Annotated in this window: 22 protein-coding genes and 1 riboswitch; of the genes, 8 read left to right on the top strand and 14 right to left on the bottom strand. The window is 44.1% G+C overall.

The window, feature by feature from the left end; genetic code table 11:
• The first annotated feature begins 23 nt into the window (after window positions 1–23).
• Entirely contained in the window at window positions 24–779 is a 756-nt protein-coding gene (locus F6X55_RS06135) for a hypothetical protein (protein WP_026771431.1), read from the top strand.
• A 38-nt stretch (window positions 780–817) separates the two neighbouring features.
• Here F6X55_RS06135 and F6X55_RS06130 read toward each other — a convergent pair whose 3' ends face one another.
• The gene (locus tag F6X55_RS06130; RefSeq protein WP_026570541.1) at window positions 818–1,264 is read right to left on the bottom strand and encodes a hypothetical protein; all 447 of its coding nucleotides are present in this window, start codon (window positions 1,262–1,264) and stop codon (window positions 818–820) included.
• A gap of 173 nt (window positions 1,265–1,437) precedes the next feature.
• Between F6X55_RS06130 and F6X55_RS06125 the strand changes: the two genes are divergently transcribed.
• The 5 genes from F6X55_RS06125 (at window position 1,438) to spoVAE (ending at window position 5,067) form a co-directional block, all read left to right on the top strand.
• A complete protein-coding gene (locus F6X55_RS06125; protein ID WP_153462437.1) occupies window positions 1,438–2,442 on the top strand; it encodes an aldo/keto reductase in 1,005 nt (334 codons plus the stop codon).
• 304 nt (window positions 2,443–2,746) lie between these two features.
• A complete protein-coding gene (locus F6X55_RS06120) occupies window positions 2,747–3,220 on the top strand; it encodes a YhcN/YlaJ family sporulation lipoprotein (RefSeq protein WP_026570543.1) in 474 nt (157 codons plus the stop codon).
• A 16-nt stretch (window positions 3,221–3,236) separates the two neighbouring features.
• Window positions 3,237–3,701 (top strand): stage V sporulation protein AC, encoded by a 465-nt coding sequence (gene spoVAC / locus F6X55_RS06115; RefSeq protein ID WP_202616116.1) that lies wholly within the window; start codon window positions 3,237–3,239, stop codon window positions 3,699–3,701.
• Window positions 3,701–4,720, top strand: a complete 1,020-nt coding sequence (gene spoVAD / locus F6X55_RS06110; protein ID WP_026771434.1) for a stage V sporulation protein AD — start codon at window positions 3,701–3,703, stop codon at window positions 4,718–4,720. The genes spoVAC and spoVAD overlap by 1 nt, the downstream gene beginning before the upstream one ends.
• Window positions 4,717–5,067: a stage V sporulation protein AE gene (spoVAE, locus tag F6X55_RS06105; RefSeq protein WP_026570546.1), complete on the top strand. Its 351-nt coding sequence runs from the start codon at window positions 4,717–4,719 to the stop codon at window positions 5,065–5,067. Before spoVAD ends, spoVAE begins: the two co-directional genes overlap by 4 nt.
• A 72-nt stretch (window positions 5,068–5,139) precedes the next feature.
• Here the strand turns inward: spoVAE and F6X55_RS06100 are convergent, their stop codons facing one another.
• The 3 genes from F6X55_RS06100 to F6X55_RS06090 all read right to left on the bottom strand — a co-directional run bounded on the left by F6X55_RS06100 (window position 5,140) and on the right by F6X55_RS06090 (window position 8,761).
• Window positions 5,140–6,135: a zinc-binding dehydrogenase gene (locus F6X55_RS06100; RefSeq protein WP_153462435.1), complete on the bottom strand. Its 996-nt coding sequence runs from the start codon at window positions 6,133–6,135 to the stop codon at window positions 5,140–5,142.
• A gap of 138 nt (window positions 6,136–6,273) precedes the next feature.
• Window positions 6,274–7,701 carry a hypothetical protein gene (locus F6X55_RS06095; RefSeq protein ID WP_153462433.1) on the bottom strand — a complete coding sequence of 476 codons (1,428 nt, stop codon included), beginning with the start codon at window positions 7,699–7,701 and terminating at the stop codon, window positions 6,274–6,276.
• A 196-nt stretch (window positions 7,702–7,897) separates the two neighbouring features.
• Window positions 7,898–8,761 (bottom strand): DUF1028 domain-containing protein, encoded by an 864-nt coding sequence (locus F6X55_RS06090; protein WP_237648610.1) that lies wholly within the window; start codon window positions 8,759–8,761, stop codon window positions 7,898–7,900.
• A 186-nt stretch (window positions 8,762–8,947) separates the two neighbouring features.
• Between F6X55_RS06090 and F6X55_RS06085 the strand changes: the two genes are divergently transcribed.
• Window positions 8,948–9,307 carry a YflT domain-containing protein gene (locus tag F6X55_RS06085; protein WP_026570550.1) on the top strand — a complete coding sequence of 120 codons (360 nt, stop codon included), beginning with the start codon at window positions 8,948–8,950 and terminating at the stop codon, window positions 9,305–9,307.
• Between the two features lie 374 nt (window positions 9,308–9,681).
• Here F6X55_RS06085 and F6X55_RS20060 read toward each other — a convergent pair whose 3' ends face one another.
• From F6X55_RS20060 to F6X55_RS06055, 7 genes are all read right to left on the bottom strand, one after another.
• Window positions 9,682–9,831, bottom strand: coding sequence for a hypothetical protein (locus F6X55_RS20060; RefSeq protein ID WP_162832882.1), 150 nt, complete (start codon window positions 9,829–9,831; stop codon window positions 9,682–9,684).
• Between the two features lie 34 nt (window positions 9,832–9,865).
• Window positions 9,866–10,456: an energy-coupled thiamine transporter ThiT gene (gene thiT, locus F6X55_RS06080; protein ID WP_026771439.1), complete on the bottom strand. Its 591-nt coding sequence runs from the start codon at window positions 10,454–10,456 to the stop codon at window positions 9,866–9,868.
• A 92-nt stretch (window positions 10,457–10,548) separates the two neighbouring features.
• Window positions 10,549–10,650, bottom strand: a riboswitch (TPP riboswitch).
• 104 nt (window positions 10,651–10,754) lie between these two features.
• Window positions 10,755–11,168, bottom strand: coding sequence for a universal stress protein (locus tag F6X55_RS06075; protein ID WP_026570552.1), 414 nt, complete (start codon window positions 11,166–11,168; stop codon window positions 10,755–10,757).
• 79 nt (window positions 11,169–11,247) lie between these two features.
• Complete coding sequence (locus F6X55_RS06070) at window positions 11,248–12,432, bottom strand: cation:proton antiporter (protein ID WP_026570553.1); 1,185 nt, start codon at window positions 12,430–12,432, stop codon at window positions 11,248–11,250.
• Window positions 12,433–12,784: 352 nt separating this feature from the next.
• On the bottom strand, window positions 12,785–14,578 hold the full coding sequence (locus F6X55_RS06065; protein WP_153462429.1) for a M3 family oligoendopeptidase: 1,794 nt from the start codon (window positions 14,576–14,578) through the stop codon (window positions 12,785–12,787).
• A 253-nt stretch (window positions 14,579–14,831) separates the two neighbouring features.
• On the bottom strand, window positions 14,832–15,947 hold the full coding sequence (locus F6X55_RS20300; RefSeq protein ID WP_272914934.1) for an N-acetylmuramoyl-L-alanine amidase family protein: 1,116 nt from the start codon (window positions 15,945–15,947) through the stop codon (window positions 14,832–14,834).
• A gap of 16 nt (window positions 15,948–15,963) precedes the next feature.
• Window positions 15,964–16,197 (bottom strand): phage holin, encoded by a 234-nt coding sequence (locus F6X55_RS06055; RefSeq protein ID WP_153462427.1) that lies wholly within the window; start codon window positions 16,195–16,197, stop codon window positions 15,964–15,966.
• 175 nt (window positions 16,198–16,372) lie between these two features.
• Between F6X55_RS06055 and F6X55_RS06050 the strand changes: the two genes are divergently transcribed.
• Window positions 16,373–16,867, top strand: coding sequence for a GNAT family N-acetyltransferase (locus tag F6X55_RS06050; RefSeq protein ID WP_035426740.1), 495 nt, complete (start codon window positions 16,373–16,375; stop codon window positions 16,865–16,867).
• A gap of 371 nt (window positions 16,868–17,238) precedes the next feature.
• Here the strand turns inward: F6X55_RS06050 and F6X55_RS06045 are convergent, their stop codons facing one another.
• The 3 genes from F6X55_RS06045 to F6X55_RS06035 are packed head-to-tail and all read right to left on the bottom strand — an operon-like array spanning window position 17,239 to window position 20,578.
• Window positions 17,239–18,429, bottom strand: a complete 1,191-nt coding sequence (locus tag F6X55_RS06045; RefSeq protein ID WP_153462425.1) for a DUF2339 domain-containing protein — start codon at window positions 18,427–18,429, stop codon at window positions 17,239–17,241.
• Window positions 18,426–19,625 carry a DUF58 domain-containing protein gene (locus F6X55_RS06040; protein WP_026570557.1) on the bottom strand — a complete coding sequence of 400 codons (1,200 nt, stop codon included), beginning with the start codon at window positions 19,623–19,625 and terminating at the stop codon, window positions 18,426–18,428. The genes F6X55_RS06045 and F6X55_RS06040 overlap by 4 nt, the downstream gene beginning before the upstream one ends.
• A complete protein-coding gene (locus tag F6X55_RS06035) occupies window positions 19,622–20,578 on the bottom strand; it encodes an AAA family ATPase (RefSeq protein ID WP_235162449.1) in 957 nt (318 codons plus the stop codon). Before F6X55_RS06035 ends, F6X55_RS06040 begins: the two co-directional genes overlap by 4 nt.
• Between the last annotated feature and the right edge of the window lie 425 nt (window positions 20,579–21,003).

The raw sequence follows: 21,003 nt of genomic DNA, 5'->3' as shown, positions 1-21,003 counted from the left end.
ATGATGGGCAGGAGTTGACACTTATGCGTGCAGGTTTGCTGTTTTTGATGGGGTTACTATTCGTTATGGCGGTTAGTGCATGTTCAAATAATGATTCTCAACCGGTGGTGGTCAAATCGGAAGAACAAACGGATGCAACAGAAAAAAAGCCTGTCTTAGTAGAAAAAGACACGGAAGAAAACGATGATATATCAGGGCAAGAGGAAATGCTCCTTGAATTCACCTTGCCGAACGAACAAGTCGTGATTGATTTAAACCAAGTTACGATTTTGAAGCACTATTTATCGGCCGTTGCAGACAGAGAAGCAGAAATAGAGGATATGGCATTAACGAGAGTAGATATTCCGGATAAAGATACAATTTATCTTTTGGAGTTTTCCTGCAGAGCAGATGCTTGCTCTTACCTCCTCCTGAATCAGCAGGAAGAAGGCGGTTCTTACCTTGCCGCGGATTTAGCGATGTTTAAATCCGCTTCTATATCGCCTGAAAATGATCTTCTGCTCCTGCTTTTCAACAGAAAAGAGCCTGGCTTGGAAACAGAGCTCACTAAAGACAAAATGGTGATCGTCGACTTGGAACAAATGAGCAGGCAAAGGACACTGATGGATAGTGGCGAACCGTTTAAAAATGAATATCACTGGCCGGTTCTGTCGGCAACCTGGAAAAACAACCAAGTATTGTCCGTCACGATACCAGCTATATCGGATACCGAAGAATCACTTGAAAACTGGTACCAATCCGACCAACCGACAAAATCAATAGAATTGACCATTGAATGAGGGAAAATGAATGATGGAAAATTCCGACTTTTCCATCATCACTGAAAAATCATTTCTTTATGAGCTTTGATGTTTTTGCGTTCACCGTCAACGTAAAATTCACAATCCATATACAAAGTATGACTTCCTTTTTTTAAAGGGTTGAATGTTTTTGCTTCCTGGGGATGATATACATCTCCAGGGTTCAATTCTTTGGTAACGGGACTGCCTGTGAAATTTTTCGTGTCGTGATTGACACGGAGAGATATCAAAGGCGTTCGGTGGGACAAAACAATTGGTTCATCCCCAATATATTCAAGCGATCTTAGTACTTGAAAGCCATCTTCATTTTTTTCAACCTGGACGTGCATAATAAAATCCTCCATTTGCTCGCTAACCTGTACAGGTTCAGCCAGCTTTGCACTGGAAGTTTCCACAAACCAGTAGGCTGCCGCTCCCCCAATAACAGCTAATGCTGAACAAATCATCAGCAATTTTTTTACCATCTTTCTCCCCCTCCATATTTCTTTAAGCGACCTTTATGTATTACCTTTCTCCTATATTATAGACGAAGACACTGTGGAAAAAGTTTCATATTGCCGACAATTTTTTTAAGATTGAATGACAGAAATAACGGGAATCGAATTATCAGTGCCCATTATAAATGGAGGTGGAAATCATGGAAAATATGACAATGAAACAAACCAATATAGAAACAAGTAGAATTGGATTGGGAACATGGGCTATTGGAGGTTTTCAATGGGGTGGCACGGATGAACAGGAAGCGCAAAAAACCATTCATGCTGCCTTGGACAAAGGAATAAAGCTGATTGATACAGCGCCGGGTTATGGTTTTGGAAAAGCGGAAGAGATAATTGGAAAGGCGCTACACTCCTCCTCCCTCAATCGTTCCGAGATTACCCTTTCTTCTAAAACGGGGCTCAATTGGAACGAAAAAGACGGATTGTTCCGCGATTCCACGAAGGCCTTTATTCATCAAGATATCGAACGGACCCTGCGCAATCTTCAAACCGACTATGTCGACGTATACCATGTCCACTGGCCGGATACGCTGACCCCGTTTTATGAAACAGCAGAAGCTTTGAATTATTTATATAAAGAAGGGAAAATCCGTGCGATCGGGCTTAGTAATTTTAGTACAGAGCAAATGGATATTTTCCGGGAAGCTGCACCTATACACGCTATCCAAGTACCACATAATTTGTTTGAAAGAAATAGCGAAAATGAACTCTTGCCCTATGCGGAAGAAAAAGAGCTGACCGCATTTCTGTACAGCTCGCTGACCAGGGGGCTTTTATCGGGGAATATCACCAAGGACAGCCAGTTTTCCGAAGGAGATATCCGTCGCGATACGGATCCGAAATTTCAATCCCCACGGTTCGAACAATACTTGAAGGCAGTCAAAGAATTAGATGAATTAGCCCAAGACAGATTTAATAAAAATGTGCTTGAATTGGCTCTTCGCTGGAACCTTCAACAGCCTGGGTCCACCATTTCATTATGGGGAGCCCGACATCCAGAACAACTAGCTCCGTTAGATAATCTTTGGGATTTCTTTATCGATGATGAAACGATGAGGGATATAGATGAAATTCTGATGCGGACAGTGAAGACACCGATAGGGATTGATTTTATGGCTCCACCAAACAAACAGGAATTATAAGAACAACGCCCAACATGGCTCTCCAAAAGTGGCTGGGCCAAAAACATAGGGACCTAAGCAGAACCGAACGAAATGGAATCGTTCGGTTTTTGCTTGGCGGCCGTGCTTTTAACCAGACTTTCACCATACTTCCTCTACCCTATACTATACATCCACTGCCATTTCCTCTGATTACTTTATTGAAAAAAATATCCCTCAGGTAATTTATAGAAAGTATATTTGCCTGCAAGAGGTTCATGCTAAGACAGCAGGAAATTCATTGCCAGCTTTTGCTTTTCACACTTACAAATCACAGGTGATGCATATGAAACAAATACGGAAAAAAGCTTTTCTGCCAGCTTTGTTGCTGATCTCCCTTTCAGTGACAGGCTGTGCAAATAATGAGGATGGACGCAGTGCCAGCGATAATCCCGATTACGATTTAACGCAAGTAAGCAATAAATCAGAGATAAGCCAGGAAATAGCCAACCAAGCAAAAAGGACCATTTTAAAGAAACAAGAAGTGATTGGAGCAAGGGCAGTCAATACATCTGATCAGCTGCTAGTTGCCATAGAAATCCGGCAAATGGATCGCTTTCGGCTTAAAAAATTGGAAAAGAACATCACATCGGACTTGGAAAAGAAATTCAAGGATAAAAAGGTCACCGTTTCTACCGATAAGAAAATTTACTTAGAACTCGATGAGCTGGAAAGCCGATTGCAAACAAAAGATGTATCCGAGCAAAAGTTAGACAAAGAAACCAACCGAATCAAGAAATTGATTTCAGATGAAGCATAAAGAACGAGGGATGACAATGACATCTAACAAACAAACAAATCAAGAATACAAACAGTTCGCCAAACAACGGGAAACGAAGCGGCCTATCCTTAAAAATTGCATCCGCGCATTTCTTGTCGGTGGTCTGATTTGCACATTCGGTCAACTGATATCCACTTTTTATATTCATTTTTTCCATTTTACTGAGCAGAATGTGGGAAACCCTACAGTGGCAACGCTAATCTTTTTTACTATGCTGCTGACAGGGTTCGGCCTATATGATAAGCTTGCCCAATTTGCAGGAGCTGGTTCTGCTGTTCCGGTGACTGGGTTCGGCAATGCAGTGATATCGGCAGCAATTGAACATCGAGCGGAAGGATTTGTCCTCGGGGTCGGCGGCAATATGTTCAAGCTTGCCGGGTCTGTCATTCTCTTTGGTGTGTTTTCTGCTTTTGTCATTGCGCTGATTAAAACATTACTCATTCAATGGGGGGTATTATGATGCTGACTGGTCAACAAACTTGGACGTTCGCCAACAAACCGGTAATAATATCGACAGGGACCGTCGGCGGACCATTCGAGGCAGAGGGCAACATAGCAGAAGACTTTGACCTGCTTCATCCCGACTTATATATGGAACAAGATTCTTTCGAAAAAGCCCACAAAGTATTACTCGAAAAAGCGAGTCAGCAAGCAATCGACAAAGCGGGATTGACCAAAGAACAAATTCAATTTTTTCTCGCTGGTGATTTGATCAATCAAATCACGCCGACAAGTTTTTCCGCGAAAACACTGGGCACCCCTTATCTCGGACTTTTTGGAGCTTGCTCTACTTCTATGGCAGGACTAGCCCTCAGTGCATTCTTAGTGAATGCCAGCGGAGCAAATTATGTATTGACCGGGGCTTCCAGTCACAATGCTGCCGTTGAAAAACAATTCCGCTACCCCACTGAATATGGGGGACAAAAACCGCCGACAGCCCAATGGACAGTGACAGGCGCGGGAACTGCTTTACTGAGCAACTCTGGACAGGGACCGGTTGTCACTTCTGCGACTATCGGCAAAGTAATCGATATGGGTCTGAATGATCCATTCAATATGGGCGGGGCAATGGCACCTGCAGCGGTGGATACAATTGAAGCACATCTCAACGATCTCAATCTTGAACCGTCTTATTATGATCTAATCATCACCGGTGATTTAGGAAAGATTGGACGTAAAATTTCATTGGACCTCTTTGAAAAGAATGGGACCAACATCCCTGATGAAAACTATGTCGATTGCGGCCTGACTATTTATAGAAAAGAACAGCATGTCAATGCTGGCGCCAGCGGTGCCGGATGTTCTGCGGTCGTTACGTACGGCCACTTCTTAAATCGGATGAAAAGAGGCGAATTGAACCGTATATTGGTTGTCGCCACCGGGGCCTTGTTGTCGCCTTTAACTACCCAGCAGAAAGAGTCCATCCCGTGTATTGCACACGCTGTGGCAATTGAATCTGGAGGTGAAACAACGCCATGATGTTTTTTTGGGCATTCGTCGTTGGAGGTCTTATTTGCGTAATCGGACAGTTGATGTTCGACATTCTCAAACTGACTCCCGGCCATACACTTAGTATTTTGGTAGTAATTGGAGCACTGCTGGACGGCTTTGGCCTTTACGAGCCACTAATCGACTTTGCAGGCGCAGGCGCTACAGTACCTATCACCAGTTTCGGCAATTCACTGGTCCACGGTGCCATGCAGGAGGCAGATCAGCATGGTTTGATCGGAGTGGTCACGGGGATGTTCGAAATGACCAGCTCCGGTATCACTTCCGCGATTATTTTCGGCATGATCGGTGCCATTTTATTCAAACCAAAAGGTTGAGCGGCTGTCATTGAGAATTTATCATAAAAAAGCCCCATTCCTTGGAAATTCTCAGGAACGGGGCACGTTTGTTCAGGAGATGTTTCCTCCTTCAATGCTAAGCGCTACTTTGCCGAACTGCTTTGCTTCCAGCAAATAATTGAATGCTGCACTTGTTTCCTCCAAATCGAAGATTTTTCCTACTACCGGACGAATCTTGTGTTCTTCCATGAATTGCAGCATAGCACGCAACTCTTCTCTGCTTCCCATTGTGGAACCGAACAATTGGTATTGACCGTAAAAAAACTTGCGTATGTTGATCGTGATTTCGTCTTCGGTCGTAGCTCCAAAACTGACCAGCCTGCCACCTTTTTTCAAAATATCCAAAGACCGGTTGAAAGTAGCTCTTCCGACACTGTCAATCACCAGGTCAATTTGTTCTTCTGCTAAAACTTCTTGCCAGTCACTGTTAGTGTCGATAGCCTTGTCAGCACCTAGTTCGCGAGCTTTTTCCCGCTTTTTTTCGCTTCTGGAAGAGACAATGACACGAGCACCCATGGCTTTCGCGAATTGGATTAAAAAGGTTGCAACTCCGCTACCGGCACCGGGAATGAACAAGGTTTGACCTGGCTGGATGTTTCCTTTGGTCACCAAGGCCCGGTAACCTGTCAAACCTGACAAAGCGAGTACTCCCGCTTCCTCCCATGTCAGGAAAGCGGGCTTTTTTTCAACATGGTCAGCTGCTATCACAATATATTCAGCAAATGTCCCATCATCAGGCATCCCTAAGATTTCAAAACCTGCAGGAGGGGCATCGCTATTATGATACCACCCTAACCCCGGATTGAGGATCACCTCGTCCCCTTCCTCGAAAGCGGTGACACCTGCACCGGTTTCGACAATTGTCCCGGCACCATCCGAACCCAGCACTAAAGGCTCAGACTGGCTGCCTCTTCTCTTTGGAATATTCAGGTCCCGATGATTCAAACCAGCCACTTTCAGCTTGATTTTAACCATCCCTTTTCCGGTTACAGGTTCCTTTATTTCTCTAAAAGCAATCGTGTCGCCTTGATGGACAAAAGCTTTCATCCAACCATCCTTTCCCTCAAAGATTATGTACAGTTTTTTCTTATGGTATCACATCCCCCTCCACTTCAGGAAACATTTCGTTCACTAGTGAACAGAGGGACTGTCCCCCTCCATCCGGACTGCCCCTCTGATAAAATGTCAAAATATAAATAGCGCAAGCAATGTGGATATAAATAAGCCTGCCATTACAGACAAAAAGTTTTTACGTACCAGTTCCATGACAGGCACTCCGCAAAATCCGGCAATGGCCACCAATGAAGACCAGGCGATGATTGTTCCTCCCCCAGTCCAGATCGATCCCATTTGACCGATCGCTGCAAGGACAGATGGATCAACTGTTCCATCCGCCAAAGCACCAGACAACGCCCCTGTCAATGGCAATCCTGAAAATCCAGATCCATCCAGTCCTGTAATGATTCCGATGAGCAAAATGCTGAACGCTGCCAATATCGAGCTTTCTGGCAGATATGCTTGAAAAGACTGGACTAAATCAAACAGCAGCCCAGGCGCTTTATCTGTCTCGACGGAAAGTATGGCACTGGCAAAATCGGCACTTCCGAGAAAGAAAAAACCCGCAATCGGAATAACCGGCCCCATTGCTTTGAATGCAAAAACAAATCCATTGGTAATATGTTCACTAATGTAATCGAGGGCACGGTGCTTGCCAAATGCCACGGTCGACAAGAGCAACAATACCACAGCGACACCACCGATAAAGGCAGCACCGTCTCCTCCCTCGAATCCTCCCATTCTTCCGGAATTAAGCTTTGTCGATACCATATATATCATGACAGCCAACATGGACAATGGAACAATTACAGCAAAAAATTTCCCCACCAACGGGACATTCTGTTTCCCCTCTATCGATTGATCTTGTTCTTCCACCCCTCTCATCATGCTCAGTTCCTTCTCATTTCTGGGATCATCCTGCGAACGAATGTGCCGGCGGTTGACAAAATAAGCAATAGATATAGCGATCAGCCCGGTTATCAATGATAAAATAAGCCCTTTCTCCAATACGTCTGCTGTTTCCACACCAGCAGACGCGGCAGATAATCCTGGCGCGACTTGAATCACATAATCGGAAGACAACGCCATTCCTTGCCCGGCAAGAGCCACAGCCACTGCTGCCACTGCTGCAGGAAGTCCGGCACGGATGGCTGCCGGAACGAGGAGTGCGCAAATAAGCGGAACAGCCGGAGTAGGCCAAAAGAATAATGAAATAACGTAAGTCACACCGACTAATACAAAATAAGCTAAATGTCCGTTGACCATCACCCGTTGAATCGGCTGAATCATCCGTCTGTCGGCATCCAAGTCTTTTAATGATTGAAGCAGCGCGACCATAAAAGTGATAATCAAAAAGATATTGAACAATTCTTTAGCCGCCACAAGGTTGGCATTGAAAACAGCAGTAAACCCACCGATAAGGCTCCCTTTATAAACCCAGGCAACTAGAAAGGTACCCAGCAGTGTCGGCAGTACCACGCCCTTCCGAAAAATCATGGTAAGGATGATTAAAAATGTAAAAAAACCGTACAACCAATGGGAAAAAGTCAACTCCATAGCAAGGAACCCCCTTCAATTGGTACTGCTTGTGTGAGTGCTATAGCCTATGCAACGGGAGTACACAGAGTTCCGTTCCTCGAAAAGCATTCTTGGAGGATTCCTTGGACTTCTTCTTGAAACAAGGAAAAAACACAAAACCGCCCCTATAAAAAACGCCTTAGCCCGACCTGGCTAAGACGACTAAAGATTAAAGCTACTGCTTATTTAAAAACTCCAATACTTCTTTATCTATCTTCCCTGGTTCTAATTCCCTTTCCTCGAAATTCTCGGTATGGAGGTACTCCGTCAAGCGCTTCTGAAGTTCTTCATCGGAGACTCCTTCGCTCCTTATATAACCCTTGCCCATTAAGCCAGAAATCACCTGCTGCTTTACGGTTCCCTCAAGCGGAAGGATATTGTCCGGTTTGGTCTCTCCAAAATAAAGCTGTTGGAGCTGATAAAGACGCGCGATTTCCTCAATCGGCTCCGGATGGTCGTCAACCCGTAAATCGACAAGCCTGTCATTCAAACCGCCATACCCAGCTTTTTCTTTTACAACATACAGTGCTGCCGACTGTTTTCCTCTGCTGTCTCCACCAGCTTCTTGTGCCGCTTGCAGACATGCCAGCAAACGTTCAGCCAGATTCCCCTCCGTTTGTTCGAAGGTTCTCGCCATTTGGGCAACAGTTGCCTCATTTACAAGGATGTTCCCCTGGGCTGCGAAGTTTCGGCCATGGATTCCACCTGCCCAATCATAACATTGCTTCCCAGTGAAAGTAGCGCTGTTTCCCTTTGCGTCCACTATTCCGACCTGACGTTCTTCCCTCTGCGGGTCATCTTTGATCAACTGTTCGATAACTTCTTCTGGTGCATAACCTTTTTCAAGGAGCTCAAGCCCCCGCGGGCCGTATGAAGGATTGGCAAATGCCTGGGTAGCGACTGCTCCCGCCCCTGCCTTCGCCCAGGGGACGACAGCTCCTACCGCAATAAACTTTGATTGAACAGCAATCCCGTGTTCTCCTGTATCCGGATCCACTCCGACAATCGAAAAAGTTGCTACTATTTTTTTATTTTCCATCCTCATCCTCCCCTTAATGACTTGTAATTATTTTAGAGCATCCCTCCCTTAACAACAATGTTTTTACTTGAAAATTGACTCTTTTCTGATACCGGGCATCGAATTAAGCCCCCCATCCAAGTGTTTCGTTCTATGCAGGACGGGTATTTTACTAATGAAATGGAAAATAAAAAAGGAGGACTTTCAATGTCACCATTTATCCGCAAATATACGAATGACGAACAGTTGCAACAGGATGTAAACAAGCTAAGTCAAAAGGGCATTGATAAAGATAACGTTTATGTTCTCGCACATGACAGTGACCGTACGAAACGCGTTGCAGATAATGCTGACGCCAACACCATCGGATTGAACGAAATGAATCTAAAGAGCGCCGTAGGTAATATGTTCAATAAAAAAGGAGACGAGCTTCGTACCAAGCTGAAAGAAGTTGGTTTGTCGGATGTGGAAGCCAACAATTATGAAGAAGAGTTAGATGAAGGAAAAGTTTTGCTAGTGGTCACCAATACAGACAATGTCGAACAATTATTAACCGAAACTCTGTAAGAGGTGGAAGCAAAACTGGAATGCCAGGGTAGGCAGAATCCTAAAAAAAGCGGTCTGTATGGGAGTTCACTCCATTCAGACCGCTTTTCGCGTAATTTCAAAGGGTTTTAGTGAGGGCTGCAGGAAGGACTCGAGCGAAAATTCACTTGGTCATGTGACCTTCTTGACATAGTCAGCTATGGCCGCCCCTGCGGCAAGCATCCGCTGACAGGCAACTTGTGAAATCCCCCGACAAACGCCGAAAACAAAAAGGACGTTTTTCAGTTCCCTCCTGTTGCGGCAGCCCCTTTTTATCTTGGCTTCCTTACGGAAAAAGAAACGGCAAGTCCGAGAAGCTTTAATCATTACATCCAATCCATGTACTTAAAACATATTCATCTTTTCGTTGATGCTTCTTCCGATTCGGCTTGTTCACTACAAACAATGCAAAGCAGTTTCCCCTCATGGAGAACACCATCAAAAAAACCATCTTTACAGTAAACAGCATCATCACAACGATTACAATTCCCGATAAGTTCCTTCATTAAGAATCCCGCCTTCCTTTTACTTCCCCTATACTCATTTTCCTTGCGACCCAGACCTTGCTTCTGCCAATCTTGGCTGTTTGTAGAACAAAAAGGAAATGACAATCGAACTCAAAATAAATGCCGGAAGCATGTAAGATCCATTATATACAGCGGAATAAAGCCAAATCGGTTGTCCTTCGGGTGCGTTTTCCGAAAAGAAGAAAACTCCCGCCAACAAGTGACCCAAAAAGCGTCCAGTGCATCCCAAAAGCACTCCAAGTACAATATACACAATAAATGCTGAATTTTTTCCAGCTTTCAATGATTCTTGTACTTTTGCAGATACCACTCCTGCCGTTCCGAGAGCTGTAAATGCAAAACCGTATTCAATCAATCCCTGTAAAGGTGTAAGAATATAAGCTGTACCGGTCACGACTTGAAAAGCCCCGAACAATAGGCCGCTTAACAATCCGCCTTTTACTCCCCATCGGAAAGCAACAAGGAATACTGGTATCATGGCAAATGAGACAGAGCCGCCTTGCGGCCAGATTTTGAACGACAAGAAAGGAATAATATCAAGTACGAGCGCCATAGCAGACATAATGGCTACCTCGACCAAAAATAGTGTTTGCCTTGATTCCATAGTGCCCACCCCCTTCATTTTGGTTAACGACAACAAAAAAGCAATGCGGGGGAAGCTTCCTGATGGAAATACCCGTTGCATTGCTTCATTGCCATCAAGGAAGCCGCCATCCCTACGCTAGCATCACCTAACAGGTTCAAAGGGTCTGGACAACTACGTCCACTCTCAGCCAGTTGGCTCCCCCTGAAGGCTTCGGCACCATTTTTTTGTTAAACAAAGTATAACGAAAACTGCCCTGTACTGCAAAAATCCGGCGCGAATGGAAAGTCGTGCCAAGCGGTAGTATCAATGCTTATCGTCAAACTGGAATGACAGTCACTGGTACAGTCGACTTTTGCAGGACTTTATAAGTGATGCTTCCTAGCTTTTTCTTTGGTTTTCTAGGAGCTAGAAAAATTCCCTTTATCGCTTTCCCTTTGGCCTCTTCACATATTTCCACTGCAGGGATTCCCCAGCGCGTTTTACATACAACCTCCACCAGCCCCTTTGTCCTCTTTTCTGCCCGATCCAGGATTTTGCCGGATGTTTCCTTTTTGTAGTTTTCCAACTTCTTTATCCCGACTTTTGATTGCGCATACTGGGTATGGATTTTCGGCTGGACGTTCAACAATTGGATTCCATATCCACTTGCAAGCGCCGCTTCTACAGCATGGTCGACTGCGGATAGACATTGCTCACTGTCATCGACTGGCACCAAATAAATTTTCTGCATGGGCGTTCACCTCTATTGCAGTCTATTCAATTAAGAAAAGAAAGGCACCATCTGTCGAGAAAAAATGTTCACAAGCTGATTATTTTTCTTTTTCTTTTGTCAGTGGATAGACGCCGACACTTTGAATGACTAATGACAACAATATGGCGGCGAAAGTCAATGAAACTAGAACATTATCTTTATCCACCCCAGCTTCTAATCCCAGCAATAGGGCGACCGACATCGTCCCTTTTATCCCGGACCAAGTAATTAAACCAACGTCCCCTGCACTGAATTTTTTTCTCCAGGCAGGAACGACGCTCGTAAAACCAGCCAGTACAAGGAAACGGACAACAAGCGATAAAACAAAAATGATAAAAGCAAGGATCCAGCCTGGAAATGCAAGATAATCTGCCGCATCAATGCCAATAAGCAAGAAAATGAGCGCTAACACAGACGGCTCAACAATGGTCCAAAATCCGTCAAGTGATTCATGGAAATAGTCTTCTTTTTCCGTTTTACCGAATTCCCAGGAGAGCATGATCCCAGCAGTGACAGTTGCCAAGACACCAGAAACCCCGATTTTTTCTGCAATATGGAAGCTGCCGTACGCGACGATAATACTGAGCATAACCTGGTATTGTTTATGATGTGTATAATGGACGGCCCTGCTGAGAAGCCAGCCAAAAATGATCCCCAGAATGATTCCGCCTGCAGACACGAGTAAAAATTCACCTAAGAAGGAACCGATCGAGAACGATTCTCCACTTTTATACATGGTCAAAAGTACCGAGTAGACAACGATGCTTGTTCCATCGTTAACCATCGATTCACCTTCTACAATATCGGCAATTTTTTCATTTCCCGTTGATTGCTTCAATATGGAAACGACCGAGACAGGATCAGTCGGTGTCAGGATTGCCGCAATTAAAAGCGCTCCTAACAGGGAAATTTGAAGGAAAGGTCCACTGATAAAATAGATGGCGACTCCCAGAAGTCCAGCAGTCGCCATTAGGCCTACAGTAGTAAGCGAAGCAATGATCCATTTATTTTTCTTTAACGAATCAAGCGAAAACTGGTATGCGGAAGTGAACAACAAGGCTGGTAAAAAAACGTTGAAAATAATCTCTTTCGTTATTTTGAGAGAATCGAAGTAAGAAATAAACGATAGCACGATTCCTAAAAGTACCAACACCATCGGCACCGGAAAATACTTCTGTTTTTTGTCGATGGAAAAAACGATATAACCTATAAATAATAGCAAAACGATCTGATGCGCTAACATGACCGAGACTCCCTTCTACAACATTCATTTCTATTCTTTAGCCTTAAAGCAAGCAGCTTAAACTGGCAGTATATACATATCTTTTTCTGCCGCCTTTAAACTGCATCCTCGAAAACCGTATCGTATCCTCCATCAAGCAATGTTGAATGAAGCGAAATTTTCCATAGAGAGAAGAGACCGGGATATTATCGTGCGAAGCGAAGTACCCTGCCGGAGTGAGATTTGCTTCATTTGCTAGTCACTCAGTGCATTGCCATGCTTTTTAAAATATAAAAACCGAACGAATTGTAATCGTTCGGTTTTCGTTTTGACCGCCGTGCTTTTGACCCATTTCCACTGTATTGACAAGTCTTCATCGCTCGGTCAGCTTTAAGAATTCTTCCACATCGTCTCTGCACAATTGAATGGCCTTCTCCCAAAACTCCATTCTGTCCAAGTGGACATCCAAATGTTTTTTAGCCAATTCCTCCACGGTCATACGTCCAGTGTCCCTTAAAAGTGCCACATATTTGTCCTCGAATCCTTGTTCAGTTTCCAATGCATCGGCATAAATGCCTAGGCTGAACAGATAGCCGAATGTGTAAGGAAAGTTGTAAAAAGGGACATCGGTAATATGAAAATGTAGTTTAGATGCCCAGAAAGTCGGATCATATCCGTACAACGCATTACAATACGCATCCTTTTGTGCTTTTTTCATCAATTGATTCAGACGTTCAGCGGAAACAAGACCTTTTTTCCGTTCCTCATAAAATTGGGTTTCAAACAGGAAACGGGCATGGATATTCATGAAAAACGCCACACTACGTTGAATTTTATCATCCAGTAATGAGATTTTTTCTTCTTTTGTTTCGGCGTTTTTCACAGCGGCATCGGCTACAATCATTTCTGCGAAAGTAGAAGCTGTTTCGGCTACATTCATTGCATAGTCTTGATTCAAAATTTCTATATCGTTCATCACGAACTGGTGATATCCGTGTCCCAGCTCATGAGCCAATGTTGCTACATTGGAAGGAGTACCTGAATAAGTCATAAAGATACGCGTTTCCTGACTATCGGGAAAACTTGTACAAAAACCTCCCGGACGTTTACCAGGACGATTTTCTGCTTCGATCCAGCGTTCATCGAAGGCCATTTGGGCAAATTCTGCCATTCCGGTACTGAAGCGGCTGAATTGCTCGATGATGATCCTCGCAGCATCATCGTAATCGATCGTCTTGTTATTCTCACCTACTGGGGCATCGAGGTCAAACCAGCTCAATTTTTCAAGTCCGAGCAATTCAGCTTTTCGTTTGAGGTAAGATACAAAAGGGGTTTTGTTATTGGATATTGCCTCCCACATCGCATTTAGTGTTTTCTCGCTCATTCGGTTATACTGGACTGGTTCTTGCAAAACATTTTCCCAATGCCGATGTTTGTATGTCTGAAGGCGAAAACCAGCTAGATGATTGATCGTTTCGCTGAACAAATCCGTTTTCTCCAGCCATGCCTTTTCCAGCTTGTCAAAAGCGGACTTACGTTCGTTTCGATCGGAACTGCTCAATAAGTTAGCCGCCTGTCCGATGGATAACCGTTCTTTTTTTCCGTCTTCTTCCCAATCTATTCCCATTTTCGCCACAATGGCATCATACATTTCACCCCAAGCATGATAACCATCTACCGCCAGATCGTTCAAAAGTATTTCCTGTTCGACCGGCAGTTTGTCCATCGCTTTTCGCCGCCTTTCATCAAGAATGAAGGAGAACGGTGAGAGTGTCGGTTGTTGAAGGAGGCCGTTCCATACATCTGAATCAATTTGTACAAATTTACGATCCAGTATCGTTAAATTCGCAGCATATGCTGCACTGAGTTCGCTTCTTTTACCTACGAGCAGTTTTGCCTTATAGTCATGTACATCCTCAGCCGTCAGGCAACTGACAAATGCCGACACCTCCCCTACTTGTTTGGATACTTTTTCCAATAAGCTTATCATGCTTTCCATGTAAGCCACATCTTCAGGCTCTTCAGGCAACGGAAACCCTTTCACTTGCTGGGAAAGCTGCTGTAAATCCGTTTCCAAAACGGATATGTAGTTTTGAAGCTCGGCCGATTCACTTCCTCCCGGAAAAATAGATTCCAAATCCCAGCGCGGATTATATCTACTATTCATCCAACACCACTCCTTTTTCTCTAGCAAAATAGCAAGAAAGAGGGAGGACAGCACACTCCCTCTTATTTCTACTTGTTATTTCCCTATTTTGGTATTCTATTATACCGCTTTTTTCGTGAGAAGGAAATCACTATGGGGACTGACCCTCACCAACGGTTTTCTGCAGAAGTTTGCAGACTTTGTTGGAAGAGGGTCAGTCCCCGACTTTGCCCGCGATTTTTCTTATTCTTTCATATCTGTTCTGAAGATAAGGTCAAAGGACGCGGACGTACGAGGGATTGGCTGTAAGATAATAAACTGATCCTTTGGAATTTTTGACTTTGTATTGATAACTTTTTCCCACTTTCACTTTGTCGACGATTTCCGGAAACCCGATTCCCTTGTCAATAGTATTCACCATATGGGCGTCACTCCAAGAGGGGCGGTTGTAGTATCGTAAATTATCCACTTTGCTTTCCAACCTGTGGCCGGCGAAAGTCTGTTGATTTTTACTGTTTTTGTTTCCCTGGGCAACTTTTGCTCCTGTACTTGGATCTGCATAGATTTGAACCTTGCCATAGTCTGCCGTCTCGATGATGTAAACCTCCGGCTGGGTTGTGCCTTCAATTCTGTATTCTAATCCACCGAATTTCGCAGGTTTTAACAACCCTTTTTCGTTACCTTTTACAGGAGAAACACCTAATGGATAAACACGCCAGGAATCGGCTTCAGCGGGCAGGATCAGTGTCTGACCGAGTGGGGCACCGTTTGATGATTGCTTTGCCGGAAATACATTAACCGGTTCACTTTCACCTTCAAGTGACTCGGAAGGGAAACTATACTGATAACCTGTAAACCGGCAAAATGCCTTTACAACAGCCTCTGCTAATGCCCTCCAATTTTTTCTCAACTGTTGAATGTCATCGTTCTTCGAATCGGCAAAGCCATATTCTATAATATTCGTTTCTACCTTGCCTGTATTCCTGATCATAAAATAGTAATCTTGGTTCGTATCACCAGGCAATGTTCTCGTATAGATTTCCCTGAGGTTTTGTCCGGACTTCTGTAATTCTTCTCCTATCAATTCCGCCATGTTGCCATCGTTATAGATGGAATGGATGATTTCTGCACCATCCCCTCCCCCAGCATTGATGTGGTTCGAATGGCAATAATCGGCGCCACTCTCCAGTACCAGACGAGTTCTTTCTTCCGGAGTCAGCGTTTGATCTTTTGTTCTAGTGATGGCAACCGGAATACCCAGCTCTTGATATCGTTGAAATTGGTATAATGAGATTTGCAGGTTTAGGTCTTTTTCCTTCCAATACTGATTGGAACCCCCACCTGGATCGTTTCCCCCGTGGCCGGGATCAATGATTAAAATTGGTGCCACTTATCGATCCCTCCTTTTATTTTGATAATCCATTTTGCCTTAGTACATCCCGCTGCTGTTTTCCTTTTTCCGTCACGTAATTGTTCTTGAACCAAGCATAGACAGAAGTAAAGACAGTGAAAATACTGGCTGTTATTTGCTCTGCCATTTCATTGTCGATTGGAAGCGGAGATTTGGAAAACATGACTAGCACCTGATTTACCAGAGCCAAAGCCAGCACGACGGTTCTAATCCATGTTCCTTTGTCCATATCGTCACCTCCTCATAATGGATTGGGAAGCATAAAGCCTCTCCTAATAGTAGAATCAAACCAAGAAACTTCGGACACGGCATCTGTTGCAGGTTGAGCAGGAATCCGCATATACTTGTGTTACAATATGATTAGTTTCACTACTATAATTGCTTGGAGACAGGAGTAAGGTGCCATGAGCTTGATCGGAGGATTGCCTGTACGAATCGACACATTAAACGAGGAAAGCGCTCGGGAAATCTCAGCTTGGAAGTATGAGAAGCCTTATGACTTATATAGTCATGACGAAAGCCCAGCTTTGATCAATGAACTGTTAAACGGTGCTTACTATGGAGCGACGGTAAACGAATCATTGATAGGGTATTTTTGTTATGGAGAAAGCGCGCATGTACCTGCCGGGAAAAAAGAGGGGTTCTATGAGGAAAAAGCTCTTGATATCGGGCTTGGTCTCCGGCCGGATCTGACCGGAAAAGGGTTGGGAGCCAGTTTCTTGACCAGAGGCATGGATTTCGGCATTAAAACCTTTCGACCCTCAAAATTGCGTTTGACTGTGGCGGCTTTCAATCAACGGGCCGTTACTGTATATCAACGTGCGGGCTTCATCATACAAGGCGCTTTTATGAACAACAACATTGAATTTATCGTGATGAGCTGCCATGTGAAAAGGTAGAAAAAACAAAGAGAAAACAGCGGTGGAATAACAATACCTCCACCAAAGAAAAACCGAACGAACTCTAAATGTGTTTAATGCATGCTTCCTATCGATACGGCAAGATACTAGGCATTCCATGAGCACGGCTTCAACTCCCTAAGCAAGCACCAACCGTTTTCTTGCGGGATTTTCAGCTCGTGCTGCTCCTATTGGAGTCTCCGTATCTTGCCTCCGCTATGTTCTCAAGAAGATATAGAACCGTATTTTCTACTGGTCGTAATACGGTTTGTTTTTTCCCAATTAAAAACACCAAACAAATTGGTAACTGTTCGGTGTTTTTGTTTCACTATGCTAATTGTCCCAGCCTCAAAATCCCTGTACCTTTCCTTCTATTTCTCCTGCAAACGGGAGGTTAATCTTGCTATTTCCTCACGAAATTCCGTTATTTTTTCCTCTTCCAGTTGCTCGTCTCCATAACGGACCCGTTGATACAATTCTGTGTCGTCCACCTGTAAATCGATTCGTCGAAACCAGTCCTCTATCGACTCGAACCGTTCTCTTCCCAATCCTAGTTTGGCGGCAAACAATTCAAATTCCAGAAACAATTGACGGACAGTATCATCTAACTGGGGTTTCCGCCTTTTGAAAAGCCGCCATCCGTTTTGCTGGTCTTGATCAGATAAAGATTCATAAGTGACCATTGAGTTATCACTATCAGCGGTCTCCACTTGCACCCGCTTTCGGTATAATTTAAGGATTATCCACACAATGAGGACCACCGCCCCGATTATCACCAACCATTCCAAAAAATGAAAAATCCGATCCACCGTTTCTCCATTAAATTCTTCAGGACGATCGGGCATAGGATCCTCTGCCCCTTGATTTTGTTCCATCGAATTTCCGTCCCGTTCAGTCTTTTTCAGGTCAGGCTCCAAATCAAAAGGACTAAGCAAGGCTGCCATTGCCCCGCCCGCCAAAGAAGACAACAAACCACCGACAAATAAATATATGGATCGGGCGCCATTATAAAGTAAAGCTATTACTATTCCGGCTGCAGCGAAAACACCTATTGTTCCACTTACGATATAAACTCCGAACCCCCGGTCCTTGTCCATGCTGAAAATATTGCGAAGTAAAAATCCACACATGATCAATAAAAATTGAACAAGTCCAATCGCCAAAAAAGTGAAATCAGTGCTTAAGAGCAGGTAAACCGCCAACAGGAAAAAACTTAATCCAAGAATGGCTTTTTCATGCTGATGGTCGGCGTTCTCTTGATGTTTTATAAATCTCCAGCACAGTAAAACACCTGTTAAGACAGCCGCAGGCCAAGGGATATGAAAGACAATCACAGCCATTGCCGCAACCGCAATACTAAGGGTTATGAGGGGAGCCATTACTGCTGTGGCCTGCAAAATCAATAAACCAATAAGCGCTTGGATGCAGACGAGCAATAGATAATGCCAAAACGAATATTCCATACGAAATACCCATAAAAATGGCACCGCCAGCAAATAAATTAACACCGATTCACTTGTGAATTGATAAATACGAGTAATCGTCAGGGCTGTACGATTCATCGGTAAGTCCCCCAACTTTTCATTTTCCCTTCTTCTTCCGATTCTTCCACATAAAACACCGGCATCCCTTGCTTACTCCACTTATCCGCATAGTATTCGCTTGACCCATCCATTTCTCCGAAAAACACAACCGATTTTTGTTTATACATATGGTTATCTACAAAATGAAGCAACGCACCTGAGGTTTCAAGCTTGTAGTTTTTATCCACTCTCGCCAACATCTCCAATGCTTCTTTTAAATGGGTTTTCCCGCTTCCAGCTTCTATCGAAAAGAAACGTTTTCTGCCGGGACGCTGTAAATTGATATAAATTTCAAAAGGATATCCTTTTTGCACGGCGACATGGCATAAATAGGTTACTCGGGAAAGAATTTTCTCCATTGAGGCAGAAAAATACCGGTTGCCGAGTCTGCTTGTTTCCCCCATATTAACGACCATCACCCAGGTGAAATCCAGACTACGTTCATAAACTTTGGTTTGCAGTTTTGCCGATCGTGCAGTCGCTTTCCAATGAATGCGGGAAAAAGAGTCGGAACTGACATAGTCCCGTGCTCCAGCGGCATCCATCGTATCTTCAAAGGGGGAAATCAGCGCGCGCTGGTTCCCTGGCGCTTGTACAAAAATACTTTTCACACCCTGGATGGGCAACGGTTCAGGATAGACAATCAACTCCGTGCGGTAAAAACCATTGAAATTCAAACGAATCGAATCAAAAGCAGTAAGGTGTGGAAATAGGTAATGAAGGTTATGTATTCTCGCTGTCCCTCGTTGTTTCGCCCTGAAAGGGAAGGTGACAGTCGTTTTTCCTTTTCTGGCCATAGAAAAGGGAATCCCGAATTTATGGGATGCTCCCTTTTCTTCACTGATCCCGTTCCCTTCTATCACTTCACTGATTGCGAAATACAGTCTGCCGTTCACTATCGGCAAACGGGAAGGGTTGTTGAATGAAAAGGCGATTTCACTCTCTTCTCCCGGAAACAACCGGATGCTTTTCGCCGGATTTTCGATACCCAAATGATTTCCGATGTTTTTTTCATATAGCCTATTGATAAGCAAGTATGCCGTAATCAGTGCCACTAGCCCGAATAATATGGGACGGTTGAAAATAATGCTGAAAACGAAAATCACGATGACCAGGAACACCATTAATTCATACCCATAGTTCAACTGGTCGCCGATTCTTTTTTCCACCTTCATGATACAGGTTCTCCTGTTTCTACGGGTACATCTATTTGACTAATTATTTCCTCCAGTACTTGGGCAGGCGTTTTGCGAATCGAACCTTCCATGTTCAAAATCAGTCGGTGTTCAAACAGATATGGGGTGAGCAATTTTATATCTGCGGGACTGACATACGCTTTCCCTTTGATCAAGGCATAAGCCTGCCCTGCTTTCATCAATGCCAGTGCCCCCCTGGTACTGATGCCCAATTCGATTTCATGATGTTCACGGGTCCCCCTTACCAGTTTAAGCAGGTAGTCACGCACAGGCTGTGAAACTGTTACTTGTTTCACTTGATTCCGCCAAGCGGTCAACTCTTCAATTCCTATTACCTTCTGCAGTTCAGCAAAGGGTTCAGCTTCCTTATATGTATCAAGGATTGTCTGCTCTTCTTCTAAAGATGGGTAGCCCATATCGATTTTAAATAAAAAACGATCCAACTGGGCTTCCGGTAATTGGAAAGTGCCATGATTGCTTTCCACAGGGTTTTGCGTGGCAATCACTAAAAACGGAACAGGAAGTGTCACCGTTTCGCCATCCACTGTCACCTGCTTTTCTTCCATTGCCTCCAGCAGACTTGATTGCGTTTTCGGTGTAGCACGGTTTATTTCATCGGCAAGTAGAATATTTGCATATACTGGGCCTGTCCGAAGTTCAAATTCCTGCGTCTTCGGATTATAAAATTGGATTCCTGTTACATCGCTGGGCAGTACATCCGGGGTAAATTGAATCCTTTGAAAGTCTCCGGAGATGATTGTCGCAAAGCTTTTGGCAAGCTTTGTTTTCCCAGAACCCGGTACACTCTCGAGTAAAATATGCCCTTCCGCCAATATAGCTGTGAACAGCAGTTCTACTGCCAATTCCTTTCCGATAATTGCTTTTTCGATTTCCTTTTTTGCTGCATTGATTTTTTCTTGTAATGATGACACCATACTTCCCCCTTGGATTGTCTTTTACATATTTTATCATTTTCAAGCAATAATTTGGGATGAATCGACGAAATTTTCATAACATTATTCATCCCTCCTTTTCTCGTTTCTTGGCCATCCCGCATATTCATACTTATAGAGCAGCCATAAACCCGCTGATAAAATAAGACAGGATGTCAGGAAGACTGATTCAAGAAATGATGCAAATTCTATCATTTCCTCCTTCCTGCAACCAGATAGATTTTTGCACAACGCTATCCAGAAATAAAACGGGCCAAGATAAAAGCATAGCGGCCACAATCAAAACCACCAGTGTGAACTGGTGGTTTGCTCTGCGGCTGAAAGCCTCTGTTACCGGCCTCGGCCTGAAAGGCCCACCGAAAGGGTTTCCCGCCTGCACCACATTCACTCACTAATTCTAAAGA

This window comes from Sediminibacillus terrae (assembly GCF_009602435.1).
Taxonomy (GTDB): domain Bacteria; phylum Bacillota; class Bacilli; order Bacillales; family Amphibacillaceae; genus Sediminibacillus; species Sediminibacillus terrae.
The sequence above is the reverse complement of the archived record's forward strand: the minus strand, read 5'-3'. Positions and strand labels throughout refer to the sequence as shown.

Excerpts from the sequence above, each read along its gene's own strand:
- F6X55_RS06135 (WP_026771431.1), top strand. The coding sequence starts at position 24 with ATGCGTGCAGGTTTGCTGTTTTTGATGGGGTTACTATTCGTTATGGCG.
- F6X55_RS06130 (WP_026570541.1), bottom strand. The coding sequence starts at position 1,264 with ATGGTAAAAAAATTGCTGATGATTTGTTCAGCATTAGCTGTTATTGGG.
- F6X55_RS06125 (WP_153462437.1), top strand. The coding sequence starts at position 1,438 with ATGGAAAATATGACAATGAAACAAACCAATATAGAAACAAGTAGAATT.
- F6X55_RS06120 (WP_026570543.1), top strand. The coding sequence starts at position 2,747 with ATGAAACAAATACGGAAAAAAGCTTTTCTGCCAGCTTTGTTGCTGATC.
- spoVAC (WP_202616116.1), top strand. The coding sequence starts at position 3,237 with ATGACATCTAACAAACAAACAAATCAAGAATACAAACAGTTCGCCAAA.
- spoVAD (WP_026771434.1), top strand. The coding sequence starts at position 3,701 with ATGCTGACTGGTCAACAAACTTGGACGTTCGCCAACAAACCGGTAATA.
- spoVAE (WP_026570546.1), top strand. The coding sequence starts at position 4,717 with ATGATGTTTTTTTGGGCATTCGTCGTTGGAGGTCTTATTTGCGTAATC.
- F6X55_RS06100 (WP_153462435.1), bottom strand. The coding sequence starts at position 6,135 with ATGAAAGCTTTTGTCCATCAAGGCGACACGATTGCTTTTAGAGAAATA.
- F6X55_RS06095 (WP_153462433.1), bottom strand. The coding sequence starts at position 7,701 with ATGGAGTTGACTTTTTCCCATTGGTTGTACGGTTTTTTTACATTTTTA.
- F6X55_RS06090 (WP_237648610.1), bottom strand. The coding sequence starts at position 8,761 with ATGGAAAATAAAAAAATAGTAGCAACTTTTTCGATTGTCGGAGTGGAT.
- F6X55_RS06085 (WP_026570550.1), top strand. The coding sequence starts at position 8,948 with ATGTCACCATTTATCCGCAAATATACGAATGACGAACAGTTGCAACAG.
- F6X55_RS20060 (WP_162832882.1), bottom strand. The coding sequence starts at position 9,831 with ATGAAGGAACTTATCGGGAATTGTAATCGTTGTGATGATGCTGTTTAC.
- thiT (WP_026771439.1), bottom strand. The coding sequence starts at position 10,456 with ATGGAATCAAGGCAAACACTATTTTTGGTCGAGGTAGCCATTATGTCT.
- F6X55_RS06075 (WP_026570552.1), bottom strand. The coding sequence starts at position 11,168 with ATGCAGAAAATTTATTTGGTGCCAGTCGATGACAGTGAGCAATGTCTA.
- F6X55_RS06070 (WP_026570553.1), bottom strand. The coding sequence starts at position 12,432 with ATGTTAGCGCATCAGATCGTTTTGCTATTATTTATAGGTTATATCGTT.
- F6X55_RS06065 (WP_153462429.1), bottom strand. The coding sequence starts at position 14,578 with ATGAATAGTAGATATAATCCGCGCTGGGATTTGGAATCTATTTTTCCG.
- F6X55_RS06055 (WP_153462427.1), bottom strand. The coding sequence starts at position 16,197 with ATGGACAAAGGAACATGGATTAGAACCGTCGTGCTGGCTTTGGCTCTG.
- F6X55_RS06050 (WP_035426740.1), top strand. The coding sequence starts at position 16,373 with ATGAGCTTGATCGGAGGATTGCCTGTACGAATCGACACATTAAACGAG.
- F6X55_RS06045 (WP_153462425.1), bottom strand. The coding sequence starts at position 18,429 with ATGAATCGTACAGCCCTGACGATTACTCGTATTTATCAATTCACAAGT.
- F6X55_RS06040 (WP_026570557.1), bottom strand. The coding sequence starts at position 19,625 with ATGAAGGTGGAAAAAAGAATCGGCGACCAGTTGAACTATGGGTATGAA.